Genomic DNA, 16,685 nt, shown 5'->3' with positions numbered 1-16,685 from the left:
TTATTCAACGACGATTACTTCTCGTTCAAGCAAAATCCCAAATTCATCTTGAACAGATTGTCTGATGTTCTCAGAGAGTTGAAAAATTTCTTCTCCTGATGCATTTCCGTAATTAACTAATATTAATGAATGATGGTCGTAAACACCACAATTTCCTGAGCGGTATCCTTTCCAACCGCATTTTTCAATTAAATATGCTGCTGGAATTTTATATTGGTTATCCAATTGAAAATAGGGAATGTCTGGATATTTTTCTTTTAAGGTATAAAAATATTGTTCATCGACAACCGGATTTTTAAAGAAACTTCCCGCATTCCCAATATCCGAAGGTGCAGGCAATTTGTTTTTTCGCACTCTTTTTACTGTATTCATCACATATTCTGCATCAGGCTCCACAAATGTGAATTTATCCAGTTCTTGCTTGATGTCTTTGTAATTGATGTTGGGTTTCCATTCTCTTGAAAGCTCGTAATACACATTCGTTATTATGGCTTTGTCTTCAAGCTCGTTTTTAAAAATTGAACTACGGTAATCAAATTTACATTCTGCTTGATGTAAAATTACAATTTTGCCAGTTGAAATATCGAAGTATTCTACTTTGTGAAGAAAATCTTTTTGTTCTACACCATAAGCACCAATATTTTGCACAGGTGCAGCTCCAACTTTGCCGGGAATATAAACTAAGTTTTCTATGCCATACAAACGGTTTTTTACACAAAGTTCAACAAATTCATTCCAGTTTTCCCCTGCTCCAACTTTTAAAATTGTACTTGATTGAGTTGAACCTTGGTAGTGGACGCCTTTGATTTCGACCAAGATAATTATTCCTTGAAAATCGTGTCTAAATAATAAATTGGAACCTCCTCCTATAATTATTCTACGATTTTCCTGAAAATGCTTTGTTTGCAGTAAAGCAGTAAGATCGTCTATGCAGCGAACTTTAACGAAATATCTTGCTTTGATGTCTATCCCAAATGTATTATAATGTTTTAATGATATGTTCTCTAAAATATTTATCATTCTACAAAATAAATTCCATTATAAGAAAATGAAAGAAATAATATTATGATAGTAATCCATCCAATCGTTTTCCGAACTGCTCCAATATCACATTCATGAAGCACCGGTGGGTGATCTAACTTAACAAAAAATCTCGTAACCAATGCCCATACTAACCATCCAAACCACGATTGAAAAATAAAAGGGAAGTGTGAGTCAACAAAAGATAGAGAGGGCAATAATAAGTCTTGAAACCATATAATGATTTTGTTGGGGTTATCTACTTTTAGTGTTTCGTATAAAACACCGAGTAGCGAAAATAGACCCAGGATCATCAAAATGCCCCAGAATGTTCGAGCAATTTTAGCGTGCTTAGATTTTCCAAACATCGCATAAACAATATGTCCGCCATCGAGTTGACCAATTGGAAGCATATTTAACGTAGTAACAAATAAGCCAAACCATCCTACATTTAAAAAAGGGTAATGATATATTTCATTCATTGGGGGTAAAAAACCATTGGAGTTGGCGAATATTTTAGCAAGTATCCAAAAAAGTATAGTATCTCCGAAAAACAAGCTTTTATTAGGTATTTCCCCTCCGTAAAGCGTAATGTATTCTGGATGAATTGAATAAAGGTAATCAATAGATGGAAGTGTCATAAAACCATAGATAAGAAAAATTAATGACACGATAAATCCAGCAATCGGTCCTGCCGCTCCAATATCGAAAAGTGCCTTGCTACTTGGAATAGGTGAACGAGTTTTTATAACAGCACCAAAAGTTCCGAAATTTGCTGCAATAGGTATCGGAAATGGTATATAATATGGTAATGTTGCATCTACTCCATGATACTTTGCAGCAAAATAATGCCCAAATTCATGGGCCGACAAAAAAGTGAGAATCAAGATTGCATAAGTAAAACCAAAGTGCCAGTTTAATATTTCTGTAAAATCAACATTAGCCCACTGTGTACCAGCAATTGAGCAGGTTATAAATGTAACAACAAAAAGACCAATATTAATAAAAATTGAGTTTTTTGTTGCTTTATTTATTTTAAAGTAATCGTTCATTTTTATTTGTTTTTCTCGGGTCGCATCATAGGAAATAGTATGACATCGCGTATTGAACTTTCACCAGTAAGTAGCATCACAAGTCTGTCAATTCCAATTCCTAAGCCCGCTGTCGGTGGCATCCCAACTTCAAGAGAGTATAAAAAGTCCTCATCAACAACCATCGCTTCTTCATCTCCTGCAGCTCTAATTCTTGCTTGTTCTTCAAGACGTTGCTGCTGGTCTCGTGGGTCGTTAAGTTCGCTGAAAGCATTTGCAAGTTCATTCCCATTTACAAATAATTCAAAGCGCTCAACAAGACCTTCCTCGCTTCTATGTTTTTTGGCAAGTGGAGACATTTCAAGAGGATAATCTATCACAAAAGTTGGTTGTAAAAGATGTTCTTCAACTTTTGCACCAAATATTTCATCAAGTATTTTCATTGATGAGGCATTATCATCTACATCAACGTTTAGTTTCTTTGCTATTTCGAATAGTTCATCACGCGATTTTCCTTTAAGCTCGTATCCTGTATATTGCTTGAATAAATCAAACATCTTTGCTCTACGAAACGGTGGTTTTAAACTAATTAATTTACCGTCAAATTCTACTTCATAAGAACCATTGACTTCTAATGCAGTTTTTGAGATTAGTTCTTCTGTTAAATCCATCATCCAGTTGTAGTCTTTGTAAGCAACGTAAAGTTCTAACATTGTAAATTCAGGGTTATGAGTGCGGTCCATCCCTTCATTACGGAAGTTTCTTCCAATTTCATATACTCCCTCAAAACCGCCTACAATCAGGCGTTTCAAATATAATTCCACTGCTATCCGTAAGTATAATGTAATATCCAGAGCATTCAAATGTGTAATAAATGGTCTTGCTGTTGCTCCACCATATATAGTTTGCAGAATAGGTGTATCAACTTCTAGCCAACCTTTTTCATCAAAAAACTTTCGTATGTAAGAAATAATTTTCGAACGTTTGATAAATGTATTTTTAACATCCGGATTTACAATTAAATCAACATATCTTCGACGGTAACGTAACTCTTTATCAGCAAAAGCATCATATACAATCCTATTGCCTTGTTCATCAATTTCTTCTTTTACAACCGGTAATGTTCTCAGACATTTTGCAAGAAGAGAAACCTTTCTTGCGTGAATAGTGATTTCACCAGTCTTAGTTCTAAATGTAAAGCCTTCAACTCCAATAATATCGCCTATATCAAGTAATTTTGTGTTTTCGTAAAAATCAGGTAAATCATCTTTTTTCATATAAATTTGAATTTTACCAGTTTCATCTGCAATGTGGAAAAAGCTTGCTTTCCCCATTCGTCTAATTGCAGAAATACGTCCAGCAACACCGACATTGAACAATTCTTCTGATTTTTCGTCATTAAAGTTCTTTAAGATAAATTTAGTAGAGTGAGTTTTATTAAAACTATATGGATAAACCTCAATTCCTGCTTTTTCGAGCAGTTCGAGTTCTTCGAAACGTCTTAAATCTTGCTCATTCAATTGTTCTGCCATTATTAACCTCAAATTTGCATAATATGATTTTGCAAATTAATAATTTTTTGCGATTTATCAGATAAAATGATAATTACACAAATTGTATTTTGAATGCAATATTTTTTTTTGTATTATTGAATAATTAACTTAAACAGGATTGCGCAATGAACCAAGATAATTCATATAACATAGAATTCTTATCTAATGAAACGAAAATTGCAAAAATTTTATTGAAAAAGCAAGTTCTTGGTGGGAATGATGCATTAGAATTTAATCTTGCTATTCAAAAATGTAAAGAACAAAATGTTAGTGCTATTATTGCTGATTTATGCGAAGTCGAGGTTATCAATAGTACAGGTTTAGGTATGCTTGTTGGAACAATGAGCACATTGCGCAATTCGGATATATCTTTTGCTTTGGTAAATGTGCCTGAAAAAGTTAAATATTTACTTGAAGTTACTCATTTACATAAAGTTCTTCGTATCTTTAACAATATTGAAGAAGTAATCTCAACAACTTAAATAGAGTTATTTATGGATACAATACAAGAGAAGATTGCTCATGTTAAACTGAATTATGAGCATTGTTCACATTTAGAGTTACAGCAATTTGTTGATGAATTTATTTCCCTTCTGAATCAAGGGAAGATTCGTGCTGCAGAAAAAATTAATGAGGAATGGATAATTAATACTTGGGTGAAAGAAGGTATATTGATACTCTTTCGGTATGGGAAATTAATTGATATGTCCATTTCAGATGATTTTTGTTTTTTTGACAAGCATACTTTGCCATTAAAACAAATTTCTCTACAAGATAATATTAGATTAGTTCCTGGTGGTTCTTCGATTAGAACTGGTGCATACATTGCGAAGGGTGTTATTTGTATGCCCCCTATGTATATTAACATTGGTGCTTACGTAGATTCTGGTAGTATGGTTGATTCCCACGCGCTTGTTGGCACTTGCGCTCAAATCGGGAAAAATGTGCATATTAGCGCAGCTGCTCAAATTGGCGGTGTTCTTGAACCAATAGGCGCTCGTCCCGTGATAATAGAAGACAATGTGTTAATTGGTGGCAATTGTGGTATCTACGAGGGTGTGCTTGTCCGTCAAAACGCAATTATTGCGTCAGGAGTTATTTTAACAGCATCTACTCCAATATACGACATTGTTCATAATCGAATTATCAAAGGTTCGAACGATAAACCTTTGGAAGTCCCACGTTCCGCTGTTGTTGTTGCAGGCAGCAGAAAAGTTAAAGGTTATTTCGCTGAAAATTATGGACTTGGTATTTATACACCGATAATTGTGAAATACAGAGACGAACAAACAGACGCACGAGTTGCTTTGGAAGATATATTAAGATAAAATTTTATAATTAGGATTGTGAATCAATAATTGCTTTTTCTAATTTAACTCGTAAAAGCATATATAAACCTATAACAAAAAATACAAGTAGCGATAATATTGCCAGCCGATATGATGCAGTAAATTGGTACACCAAACCAAAAAGCAATGGTGCAAGCCAGCTTGTCCCACGTTCACTAATTTCATAGAAACTGAAATACTCTGCTTCTTGATTTTTAGGAATGATTTTGGAAAAAAGCGAACGACTCAAAGCCTGGGTGCCACCCATTACTAAGCCAATTGTCAGCCCTAAAATTAAAAATTCAGTTTTTCCGTATAAAAATCCAAATGCGAAAATAATTGCGCAGATCCATATAGTAATGCTTGTTGCTAATGCTTTTTTTGTTCCTAAATAATTGGCAAGTTTACCGAAAAATAATGCACCACCAAAAGCAACAAACTGAACAATCAATATTACAAATGTCAAAAAAGACATTTCCAGACCAAGTTCTTCCTGTCCAAATTGTGCTGCAAGTGCAATTACTGCTTGCACTCCATCGTTATACATCAAATATGCAATCAAAAAATATAGCGTTCTTGGATATTTCTTGGCATTTTTGAACGTATCAATAAACTGCTCGAAACCACCCTTTAATATTTTTATTGGTTTTTTATTTTGTTTCTTTATCTGATTTTTGTATTTTCTTATCCACATTAAAGGAAATACAGTGAAAACAGACCACCAGGCTCCTGCTGATGCTAGGCAAATACGGACAGCATCTGATGTGCTTATTCCAAAATTTCCCGCATTGTTAAAGAAAACAAGATTAATCAGAAGCAGCAAACCACCACCGATGTAACCGAATGCCCAGCCTTTCGATGATACGTTATCTCGTTCGTCGATTGTCGAGATATCATTCAAAATTGAATTATAAACTACAATCGAAGCACCAAAAGCAATATTGGCAATTACAAACATCCAACCACCCAAAATATATCTATTCCCATCCAAAAAAAACAAACATAGTGTTGCCAATGCTCCTATATAAGCAGTGATACCCAATATTAATTTTTTGGCTTTTGTTTTATCAGCAATACTTCCAATTATTGGCAGGAAAAATACTTGAAGAAAAACTGAAATTGAAACTAAATATGGATAGTATGAACCACTTGCAATTGCTATCCCATAAACATTTATCTGTCCATTTACGGAAACGTTGTTTGTTATTGAAGTTATATATGGTCCTAAAAAAACTGTAATTACAGTTGTAGGAAAGGCTGAGTTAGCCCAATCATAAAAATACCAACCCAGCCTTTCTTTTTTACTTGAATTGGACATTTTATTTTGAGTTTAAAAATTTCAGAAATTCATCTTTATTTGGAGTGTATCCAATTTGATTAATTATTTCACCATTTGCATCCATCAGCACATAAAATGGAATTGCCACCGTGTTGAAATTCTCCATTTGGTATTTTTTATTCGAAATGTATGGTTCTTCTCGCAAATCTGTTATTAACTTAACTTTGACAAGCTCATTTAATTTTGCAGAAACTTCTGGTAATGTGAATATATTTCTTTCCATAAGCCTGCAATTTGGGCAGTGCTTACCAGTGAAGTCAAGTAATAGAAGTTTATTTGAGCTTTTTGCTTCAATTTTTGCTTGCTCAATGTTGTCAAACCATTTTTGTTTTGTTTGGGCGGTTCCAATAACATTGGAGATTGTTTCTGATGCAGGCAAAAATGCTTCGAGAAAGCCCATTGATGGGCTGAAAAATCCAGTTGAAATATACAAAGTAATGCTTGCAAATAGTATTGCAAAAGTTAAACGAGTTGGACTCACTGAGTCAACAGGTGCATCGTGCGACATTTTGAATATGCCAAGTATATAGAGAGTAGCAAGCGCAAGGCAAGCAATCCAAATAGCTAAAAATACTTCGCGACTTAATCCAATTCCCCAATCAGCAAAAGCATTATTCAAAAATTTTAGCGTTGCAGCAATTACGAGAAAACCAAGCACAACCTTGATATTATTCATCCATCCACCCGCACGTGGCAAAGATGAGAGAGCAGTTGGGAATAATGCAAGCAGAAAAAACGGTGCAGCAAGAACTGTTGAAAATCCAAGCATACTGATAATTGGATAGAACCATTCACCAGATGCCGCACTTACCAGTGCAGCTGCAACCAATGGACCAGTGCAAGAAAAAGAAGCCAGCGAAAATGTAAGTCCCATCAAGATTACACTAAAAATACCTTCTCCCTGCATACTCTTTTGATTAAGTTTGTTCGTTATTGATGTTGGTATTTGTAACTCGAAAGCACCAAACAAACTATATGCAAAAACAATAAAAATAATTGCAATTACAAAATTTACCCACGGACTGGACGTGAAATCCTGTATTCCACTTGCACCAAATAAAATTGAGAATAAGAAGCCAAGTCCTGTAAAAGTGAAAATAATACCAAATGCATAAACTAATGCATCTCTAAGTCCTTTTCCTTTGTTTTTTTCAGCTCTCTTTGTGAAAAATGAAACCGTAATTGGCACCATCGGGAAAACACAAGGCGTTAATAACGCCAGTGCCCCTGCTGTCATAGAAAACCATAAGAATGATAATATCCCTTGCTCTTTTTTTTCTTCTAACTCAGATTTTGTTCCTGATTTATAATGCTCAACCTTGGTAATTGTATCTTTTGCTGTGTCTTTGATACTCACGGTCAAATTATTTGAAGCAGTATCTATTCCTTGTTCATATGCTTCTTTTTCATTGTCGATATAGGTTTCGTTGGATACTATCGCGACATAATCCTCGGGTGGAAGGCATCTTTCGTCCTCACAAAGTTGCATATTTGCAATTATTTTTACTTTATCTGTGGAAAAATTTAAATCCTTTTTAGCTATTAATGGTACAATAAAGTTTACTGTTCCTTTATGATATAATACATCAATTTCAAAGGCTTTATCAAATTTTTTTTTCGGCTTTGGTTCTTTGACTTTGTCGGATAATTCGACTAAACTATTTGGTTCTGCACTAATAACGGTTGGCATTGGACCTAATCCATCCGGTCCTACAACTTCAACAAGTGAATAAGAGTACCAATGTCCATTGAAAGTCATAGTAAGCTGAACATTAAATTTTTCGCCTTTTTTGACTTCTAATTTTGAGGGGTTTGCAACTAATTTAACAGGAGCATTAGCATTTAAATTTGTATGTAATCCAATTAAAAGAAAGAAGAATAACAAAAATAATTTTTTCATAATTAATATACCTCGATATATAACTTTCAATTATTCATTATCGCCTTGGAAATAATTTATAAGCCTTTTATCCTGAAAATTTCTTTGTGGTCCAGCGGAACGTTTTTTTATTGCATCTTTGAGATTATCTGTAAATACTTTGGCTGCATTATATCCATAAGTGCGCAATAGATAATTTATCGCTATTACTTCGGCAATCACTGTGATGTTCTTGCCAGGAATAATTGGCAGTTTGACCATTGAAATTTCTACACCCATGATGTTTGCATAAGTCTCATCTAATCCTGTTCTTGTATATTCTTGATTTTGGGACCACTCTTCTAATTCAACAATTATTTCGAGCCTTTTCTGAAAGCGAATTGCACGGATACCAAACATTTGTCTGACGTCTATTATTCCCAATCCGCGAATTTCCATAAAATGTTGGACTAAACTTGTTCCCGTTCCCATTATTATTGTTTCACGTTTCTTTGTTAGCATAACTATGTCGTCTGCAACAAGTCTATGACCACGCTCAACCAAATCAAGAGCGATTTCACTTTTTCCAATACCGCTTTTGCCAACAAAAAGAACTCCTACGCCGTAGACATCAACAAATGAACCATGAACAACAACGTGTGGTGCAAACTGATCATCTAAATATTCTGATAAAAGATTAAATGCTTTTGTAGTATTATAATCAGTCGAAAAAATAGGAATATTATGTTCTTTTGCAATCTGTAAAAATTCTGGGAAAAGTTCTCGTCCATTTGTAATGATAACACAAGGTATATCGAATTGAGCCAGGTTTTTTATTGAATTAATCCTTTGTTGCTTTGTTAAACTTTTTAAATAGAAATACTCTGTATTTCCAATAATTTGGATTTGATTATGATTAAAAAGCTCTACAAAACCCGCCAATGCAAGTTGCGGACGATGCAAATCTTTGTTCTTAATTAATTTATCTAATCCAATATTTCCCGTAAGAAGCTTTAATTTAGCAGGAGAGCTTAGCAAAGATTCGACAACGATACTTTCCTGCGTTATTTCTTCTAATTCTTCAAATTTCATCTTACAATTCTATCTCAGTTTTAGATGAAGTTTTGGTAAATGAAGGATTGCTATTTAATACATTTCTAACTTTTTCTTCTAATTCGTTCATTAACTCAGGCCTTTCTGATAATATTTTTTTTAGTCCATCTCGTCCTTGCACTCTTTCATCTTTGTAAGTGAACCAAGAACCGCTCTTTGTTATAATTCCGTGTTCAATTGCAACATCCATTAAATCTCCAATTTTTGAGATACCTTCATTATAAAGAATATCAAATTCTACTTCTTTAAATGGTGGAGCGACCTTATTTTTGACTATTTTTACTTTTGTTCTGCTTCCAATTGCCTCTTGACCATCTTTGATAACTTCTTTACGGCGAATATCAATTCTGACAGAAGCATAGAATTTCAACGCATTGCCACCTGTAGTTGTCTCAGGATTGCCATAAACAACTCCAAGCTTACTTCTTAGCTGATTTGTAAAAATAACAGTAGTTTTTGTTTTTCCTATTGCAGCATTTAATTTTCTCATTGCTTGCGACATCAACCTTGCCTGCGAGCCCATTTGCGCATCTCCCATTTCACCTTCGATTTCTGCACGTGGAGTAAGCGCTGCAACGGAATCAATTACAATTACATCAATTGCATTGCTTCTAACAAGCGTTTCAACAATTTCTAAGGCTTGTTCACCGAATTCTGGTTGTGCAAGTAACAGATTATTTAGATCAACTCCGAGACGTTCAGCATATTTGACATCAAGAGCATGTTCTGTATCAACAAATGCTGCTATTCCGCCTCTCTTTTGAGCCTCAGCAATTATGTGCAAGCAAATAGTTGTTTTACCAGATGATTCAGGACCAAAAATTTCCGTAATTCTTCCTCTTGGCACTCCTCCAATTCCAATAGCCGCATCAAGCGATAAGCACCCGGTTGGAATTGCTTCCACTTGTACTACGTTTCTATCGCTCAATCTCATTATTGAGCCTTTGCCATAGTTCTTTTCGATTTGTTCAATTGCTAATTTTACAGCTTTTTGTTTTTCGTCACTAATTTTTTGTATTTCTTCTTTTGCCATTTTGTTTTTTATTGTTTATTTAACAAAAATTTTATTATACAAAATATTAAATAATGCGTAAAATATGAATAAATTTTTATAAAAATCGCCTAATTTTTTCTAGAATATCTATAACATTAATTGGCTTTAAAATATAATCATCATAACTTACTTCCAAAGCTTTTTTCTTATCTTCTGGTGAAGTTGAAGCAGTAATGAAAATTGTTGGTACTTTAAAACCTTTTTCTCGTAGTATTTTTGCAGCTTTTATTCCATCTGTATTTGGCATCTTAATATCCAGCAAAATAAGGACTAAATTTTTTATTTTTTCTACTTTTTCTATAACTTCGTCTCCATTCATTGCTTTAACAATTTCAATGTCGTGAAAGTTGTTTGATAATATTTTTTCTAATAAAGTAACATTTGTTATATCATCGTCCGCGATTAATACTTTTCTTTTTGAAATATTCTGTTCCGGTATTTCATTATCATTATTTTTAGTAATATCCACTACGGTTAATTTTTCAATCGGAATAATAAAATAAAATCTACTTCCTTTTCCCTTAAATGAATTTAAATACATTTTTCCACCAATCAATTCTACTAATCCCTTTGCAATTGTAAGTCCTATTCCTGCTCCTTCATAGCTTCTTGTAAAAGTTGGGTCCTCCTGGACAAAAGCCTCAAATATTTTTTCTTGATTTTCCTCAGAAATCCCTATTCCTGTGTCTTCAACAAAAAACTCAATATTATTTCCTTTTTTCCAGCATCCGAATTCAACGCTTCCATTTTTTGTGAATTTTAGTGCGTTATTAATAAGTTTATCTAAAATTGTAAATAATTTTCTCTCATCCGAATGAACAACTACATTCTCTATTTCTTTATCAATGAAGTACTTGAATCCGATTCTCTTTTCTTTAAATTTTATTAAATACGACTCATAAAGTTCAGTTATCAAGTTACTTAAGCTAAACGATGAATAGTTAATCTCTAATTGTTCTGTTTCAATTTTAGATAATTCGATGACATCGTTGACTGTTTTTAATAGTCTTTCAGAACTGTTGTTGAGCAAAACTGTATATTCTGTTTTTTCTTTATCAGATAAGTTTTGTTCAGAAAGCAAATTAGCAAATCCAAGAATTCCATTCAGTGGTGTCCGTATTTCATGGCTTAAGTTAGATATAAATGCACTCTTTAATCTATTGCTTTCTTCGGCTTTTTCCTTTGCTATTAATAATTCTTCTTCTAAAATTTTATTTATTGTAATGTCGCGAGCAGATGCTATTACTACTTCTTCACCAAAATAATCTCCTTTCGATAATATTATACTTTTCGGGAAAATACTCCCATCAACACGCTTCCCCCAAAATTCAAATTGCTGATTTATTCCTTCAAATGCCAAATCTATCATTTCTTTTACAGCGGTTAAATTGTTTTTTCCTTCAGCTGATAAAAATTCAGGAGTTTTGTCAACGAAATCTTCAAGGCTATACCCATAAAATTTTTCTGCAACTTTATTAACAAAAATAAATTTATGTTCTCTATTTAATATGTACACGGCTTCATTTAAGCTGTTAATTATTCCAAAATAAGTCTTCATTGAATTTAACAATTCTGTTTCCAAGCGTATTCTATCAGTGATATCGTGTATAATCCCCATTACTGCAACTTCACCAGCAGATGAAAGTGATACAGTAGAAATCTCGACTTCTTTCACTTCACCAAATTTGGATAATAGTTGAGTTTGGTACTTGCTAGGGACATATTCACCTCTCAGACGTGCTTTATAACGTTGTTCGACAATTTCCTTGCTCTTTTCTGTTAGTAATACGCTAAAATCGAAATCAGGAGAAGTAACTTCTTTCAAAGTATACCCTAGTAAATTAACAAATTGTGGGTTTACATAGCTATAATGTCGTCCTTCTAAAATGTATATGGCATCATATGAGTTTTCTATTAACTGCACAAATTTTTCATCTAGTTTTTCTAACTTTTCCTTTATTTGTTTTTGTTTATGAATATCTTCGAAGATTACACAAAGTTTATTATTCTCAAATTTAAATAGTTTTATTTTGAAGATAAATTTGGAGCCATTAATTATATAGTTTACATCGTCTAATTCTCTAATTCTTTCTGTCTTTAAAACACTTAGAAATTTATCTTTTAATTTAAGAGTATCAGAATTTTTCCAAATGTCACTAAAATCTTTTTTAGCCGTCAATTTCTCGCAGTCAATTTGCAAAATATCACCAGCAAACTTATTGCAGTAAACTAATTCTAATGAATCCGGTTCGTTAAATTGGTAAAAAAGTATTCCATATGGAATAAATTCCAGAAAATTAGCAATATTTTCTAAATTCAATATATTAGCGATGTTGAGATGTACATAAGTCATTTTATTATTAAATTAAAAATGTGGAAAAATTTTTTGACTATAAGATACGAAACAAACAGTAATTGTAAAATTAATAAATAATAAAAAAAAATTAATTAAAAACACAAAATGGTTTCAAAAACATAACGTATAATACACAAATGATAGGTTGTTTTAGATTTAAGATGATTTCTTTAAATTTACTACCGCAAACATTATATTCCATTTGAATTGATAGCAGAAAAGTGGACATTTAAGATTCCTTTGTTATGTCGATTCGAAATCTTCTGAGATAATTTTATATAAGTCATAAAGATTTTTGCAGAGCAGTTTCGCAGCATTGTGAAGCAATTTTTAATCATTATAGTTCGTGAATTCCAAAAAAATTCAAAAGCTTACTGTATCATACAACTGCCAAAACATTGAACAAAATGAGATGTCGGAGTGACTACGAGTCTCTGAAAAGCGAATTTAATTTCGATTTGAAGAGCAAATGCAAGCAGCTATGTGGATGATTAGGTGGAGTGCGTTCGAGAACGCCGAGAAATTTATTGAGCGAACTGCAGAGCAGCTTGTAACCAATTTATTTACAAGCATAATTAGCCAATTCTTCAAAAATGTTTAGTTGTTGTATTTCGTAAGTAGCGAAGATGAGAGAAGCACCGCTGGCGTTCTTGAGAGCAGGCAATACCAATAAGCTCTTGTTTAGGATTTTGCAGACCAAACAATCTGATATTTAACAATATTCTGTAAAATTAAATTTAAATCATTTTTTTTATAATGCCATTAATTTTACACTTGCAAAAAGCACATATTTTATTTATATTAACGAATAATTGTTTTTATATATTAAATTGATGAATATGGATATTGTTACTAATGGTTGAAAAATTAGTCAAAGTTGTTAATCGTTCAGGCATACACACTCGACCAGCAGCAAGTATTGTAAAATTGGCTTCTAAATTTAAGTCTGAGATATATTTAATTAGAGATAAGTTTGCAATAAATGGTAAAAGTATAATTGGAGTAATGACGCTTGCAGCAGAACAAGGTAGTGAAATTAAGGTGCGTGCCGAAGGACCAGACGAACAAGAAGCAGTAGATGAGATTGTTAAGTTATTTGAAAGTGGTTTCGGTGAAATTTAATGGCTCCTCAAGAAGTAATATATGGCAAAACAGATTATAAACTACTTAAAGAACAGTTTGTTCTGAAAGGGATTCCATCTTCGGCGGGTATAGCGTTAGGCAATGCTATAGTTTTGCAACCAGAATCGTTAATTAGTCCATCAATTAAAATTCCAAGTGAAGAAATATCAAATGAACTATTAAAATTTGAAAAAGCGCATACAAACTTAGTTCATCAATTTATGCAGAGCCTGCATAAAGTTCGTTCTCTCGGTAGTAATGTTATTGCTATACTTGAGACTAACTTGTTAATTCTAACCGACCCCATTTTATACGATGGGATTAGAAACAGGATTAAAGATGGTTTCAGTGTTGAAAGTGCTATTGTTTCTGAATTCGACAATCAGAGAAAATTTTTTCTAAATGCTTCAGATGCTTTGTTGCAAGAACGAGCCAACGAAATTGATAATATTAAACGTAAGCTTCTTGCATCGCTAAAAGATCAATCAATAGATTATGAAAAAAGTCAGCAATCAATAGTTGTTGCTCAAGCTTTAACAACAACTGATATAGTGAATTTCAAGGAAGCTGGAATACTTGCCATAATTACTGAAGTTGGTGGAGTAACCTCTCATGCTTCAATTCTGGCTCGTTCCTTTGACATCCCAGCTGTAATTGGTGTACATAATGCAACAGATGTTATTAAAAATGGGACAGAATTAATTGTCGATGGATTTGCTGGTATTGTTGTAGTGAAGCCGAAGAAAGATGTTAGAGATGTTTATTTACAAAAGATTGAGGCATTAGAGGAACACAAAAGAAATCTTGGAGCATTAGCAAAGCTTCCCTCGGAAACTTTTGATGGGAAGAGAATTTCTTTGCTTGGCAATGTGAATTTCTTAGATGATGTACGCTCTGGAGAAATCAATGGAGCTGATGGTTATGGACTTGTCCGTTCTGAGAATTTGGTCATGGAATTGAAAGGTTTCCCCGATGAAGAAACTCAGTATAAATGGTATAGAGAAATTTGCGAACGAGCTTATCCAAAACCAGTTACAATAAGAGTTTTTGATTTAGGTAGCGATAAATTTGTTGAAGGTTTGCCAATTAAAGAATTTAATCCTGCATTAGGTTTGCGAGGAATTCGTTTTCTACTCTCTCGTCAGGATATATTCAAAGCTCAACTTCGAGCATTACTGCGCGCTTCAGTCAATAAAAACTTAAAAATTATGCTCCCAATGGTAACTTCGTTGCACGAAGTTGAAATTTCTCGAAAAATTTTGGAAAAATGTAAAACCGAACTTCAACAAGATAGTGTTCTTTTCGATAATCGTATTGCTCTTGGAGTGATGATAGAGACACCTGCTGCCGCGATTATTTCTGATGGATTAGCAAAAGTAGCTGATTTTTTCAGTATCGGTACAAATGATCTTACACAATATACTTTGGCTGCAGATAGAAATAACGAACTTGTTTCTGATATTTTCGACGATTTCCATCCCTCCGTTCTGCGATTAATTGATTTTATCATAAAAACTGCTCACAAAAATGGTGTTACTGTTTCCATATGTGGAGAATTAGCTGGGCATGCTGCAGCTACTCAATTGCTTATTGGAATGGATGTAGATGAATTGAGTGTTGCGCCTTCTCTTTTGCTCGAATTAAAAAACAGGATTAGATCATTGACCTATTCAGAAGCAAAATTAATTGCCGAGGATATTTTGAACTCTAATGATTATTTCGAAGTTAAAACGAAACTTGAAAAAGCAATAGGTCGTCATAGCATAACTGAATTGAATGAAATTTAGTTAGTCCTTTAATTCCTTCTTATCATTTAATTAATTTAGTTGTTTTATCTACATCTAAATATTATATTTGAATTAATAATTCATTAATTTTTGGTAATGAAATTTTTTATATACATATTTATTGCAATTTTTCTTTTTTCCTGCGATGGCAATAATGATTTCGCGATTTCATCAGGTTCACCAAAGATCACAAGTCTTTCTAATCATATTACGTATCCAACAGATACATTAATTATCTTTGGGAAAAATTTCCCATTAAATTATGATAGTGCAGCTATTATTTTTAATGATAGCGTTGTTATTAGAAAAAATGACTGTCTTTATTGGCGAGCTAATTCTATCGGTCTAATTATTGATGAGCAAATTCCCAGCGGTTATTTTTATATCGTATTCGGTAAAGATACGAGTGAAAAAATCAATTTAACTGTACTGCCGTATCCTCCATTAGAAATCATAACAGTGAGTTCAGGTTATTTTAAAATGGGCAGTACAACAGGTCTTGAAGATGAGTTGCCTATAAGAAACGTTTATCTTACTAAAACAATCGAAGTGTCAAAGAAAGAAATAACACAAAGGCTTTATGAGTTTATAACGAAAAACAACCCAAGTACTATCAAAGATTATGCACTTCCAGTTTACAATGTATCTTGGCTGGATGCAATAATTTTTTGCAATAAATTATCTGAAAAAGATGGATTAAAAGCTGTATATTCTATTAATGATACTATTGTTGTTTTTGATACTACTGCAAACGGATGGCGTTTGCCTACTGAAGCCGAGTGGGAATATCTGGCAAGAGCGGGCAGCACAATGGATGTCCCTGTGAATATTTATTCATCTGTATGGTTTATTGAAAATTCTGGTGGTATGCCTAAAATTGGAGGGCAGAAATTACCAAATGCCTTTGGATTATTCGATATGTCAGGTAATGTATGTGAATGGTGCTGGGATGCTTATGCTAAATATAACCCATTTGATACAATTAATCCTATCCAAAATCAAGGCAAAGAACGGATAAGTCGAGGTGGATGCTTCCTTGATCCGAAATCTTATGCTCGATATAGTTCCCGGCGTAGTCCAAATAATATTGTGGGAATTAGATTAGTTAGAAACAAGTGAACGTC

At 33.2% G+C, this 16,685-nt stretch carries 14 protein-coding genes; 6 read left to right on the top strand and 8 right to left on the bottom strand.

The window, feature by feature from the left end:
* The 3 genes from murB to lysS are packed head-to-tail and all read right to left on the bottom strand — an operon-like array spanning position 1 to position 3,583.
* On the bottom strand, positions 1-1,020 hold the full coding sequence (murB, locus tag AC6QZF_RS00235; RefSeq protein WP_499797873.1) for a UDP-N-acetylmuramate dehydrogenase: 1,020 nt from the start codon (positions 1,018-1,020) through the stop codon (positions 1-3).
* Entirely contained in the window at positions 1,017-2,072 is a 1,056-nt protein-coding gene (locus AC6QZF_RS00230; protein ID WP_499797872.1) for a site-2 protease family protein, read from the bottom strand. The genes murB and AC6QZF_RS00230 overlap by 4 nt, the downstream gene beginning before the upstream one ends.
* A gap of 2 nt (positions 2,073-2,074) precedes the next feature.
* Positions 2,075-3,583, bottom strand: coding sequence for a lysine--tRNA ligase (gene lysS / locus AC6QZF_RS00225; protein WP_499797871.1), 1,509 nt, complete (start codon positions 3,581-3,583; stop codon positions 2,075-2,077).
* Positions 3,584-3,729: 146 nt separating this feature from the next.
* Between lysS and AC6QZF_RS00220 the strand changes: the two genes are divergently transcribed.
* Positions 3,730-4,086 (top strand): STAS domain-containing protein, encoded by a 357-nt coding sequence (locus tag AC6QZF_RS00220; RefSeq protein ID WP_499797870.1) that lies wholly within the window; start codon positions 3,730-3,732, stop codon positions 4,084-4,086.
* A gap of 12 nt (positions 4,087-4,098) precedes the next feature.
* Complete coding sequence (locus AC6QZF_RS00215) at positions 4,099-4,932, top strand: 2,3,4,5-tetrahydropyridine-2,6-dicarboxylate N-succinyltransferase (protein ID WP_499797869.1); 834 nt, start codon at positions 4,099-4,101, stop codon at positions 4,930-4,932.
* A 10-nt stretch (positions 4,933-4,942) separates the two neighbouring features.
* Here AC6QZF_RS00215 and AC6QZF_RS00210 read toward each other — a convergent pair whose 3' ends face one another.
* The 5 genes from AC6QZF_RS00210 to AC6QZF_RS00190 all read right to left on the bottom strand — a co-directional run bounded on the left by AC6QZF_RS00210 (position 4,943) and on the right by AC6QZF_RS00190 (position 12,649).
* A complete protein-coding gene (locus AC6QZF_RS00210) occupies positions 4,943-6,250 on the bottom strand; it encodes an MFS transporter (protein WP_499797868.1) in 1,308 nt (435 codons plus the stop codon).
* Between the two features lies 1 nt (position 6,251).
* Positions 6,252-8,171, bottom strand: coding sequence for a protein-disulfide reductase DsbD family protein (locus tag AC6QZF_RS00205; RefSeq protein WP_499797867.1), 1,920 nt, complete (start codon positions 8,169-8,171; stop codon positions 6,252-6,254).
* Positions 8,172-8,201: 30 nt separating this feature from the next.
* Positions 8,202-9,221, bottom strand: a complete 1,020-nt coding sequence (gene hprK / locus AC6QZF_RS00200) for an HPr(Ser) kinase/phosphatase (RefSeq protein WP_499797866.1) — start codon at positions 9,219-9,221, stop codon at positions 8,202-8,204.
* Between the two features lies 1 nt (position 9,222).
* Complete coding sequence (gene recA / locus AC6QZF_RS00195) at positions 9,223-10,275, bottom strand: recombinase RecA (protein WP_499797865.1); 1,053 nt, start codon at positions 10,273-10,275, stop codon at positions 9,223-9,225.
* 76 nt (positions 10,276-10,351) lie between these two features.
* The gene (locus AC6QZF_RS00190; protein WP_499797864.1) at positions 10,352-12,649 is read right to left on the bottom strand and encodes a PAS domain S-box protein; all 2,298 of its coding nucleotides are present in this window, start codon (positions 12,647-12,649) and stop codon (positions 10,352-10,354) included.
* 472 nt (positions 12,650-13,121) lie between these two features.
* On the opposite strand from AC6QZF_RS00190, the gene AC6QZF_RS00185 reads away from it, so the two are divergent.
* The 4 genes from AC6QZF_RS00185 to AC6QZF_RS00170 all read left to right on the top strand — a co-directional run bounded on the left by AC6QZF_RS00185 (position 13,122) and on the right by AC6QZF_RS00170 (position 16,680).
* Positions 13,122-13,253 carry a hypothetical protein gene (locus AC6QZF_RS00185; protein ID WP_499797863.1) on the top strand — a complete coding sequence of 44 codons (132 nt, stop codon included), beginning with the start codon at positions 13,122-13,124 and terminating at the stop codon, positions 13,251-13,253.
* A gap of 254 nt (positions 13,254-13,507) precedes the next feature.
* Entirely contained in the window at positions 13,508-13,774 is a 267-nt protein-coding gene (locus AC6QZF_RS00180) for an HPr family phosphocarrier protein (RefSeq protein WP_498369150.1), read from the top strand.
* Positions 13,774-15,561, top strand: a complete 1,788-nt coding sequence (ptsP, locus tag AC6QZF_RS00175) for a phosphoenolpyruvate--protein phosphotransferase (protein WP_499797862.1) — start codon at positions 13,774-13,776, stop codon at positions 15,559-15,561. Before AC6QZF_RS00180 ends, ptsP begins: the two co-directional genes overlap by 1 nt.
* Before the next feature lie 96 nt (positions 15,562-15,657).
* The gene (locus AC6QZF_RS00170; RefSeq protein WP_499797860.1) at positions 15,658-16,680 is read left to right on the top strand and encodes a formylglycine-generating enzyme family protein; all 1,023 of its coding nucleotides are present in this window, start codon (positions 15,658-15,660) and stop codon (positions 16,678-16,680) included.
* Positions 16,681-16,685 lie beyond the last annotated feature (5 nt).

The organism is Eximiradius sp., assembly GCA_937127445.1.
GTDB lineage: Bacteria > Bacteroidota > Ignavibacteria > Kapaibacteriales > UBA2268 > JAKIZO01.
Note: the sequence above shows the minus strand (reverse complement) of the source record. Positions and strands in the feature narration are given on the sequence as shown.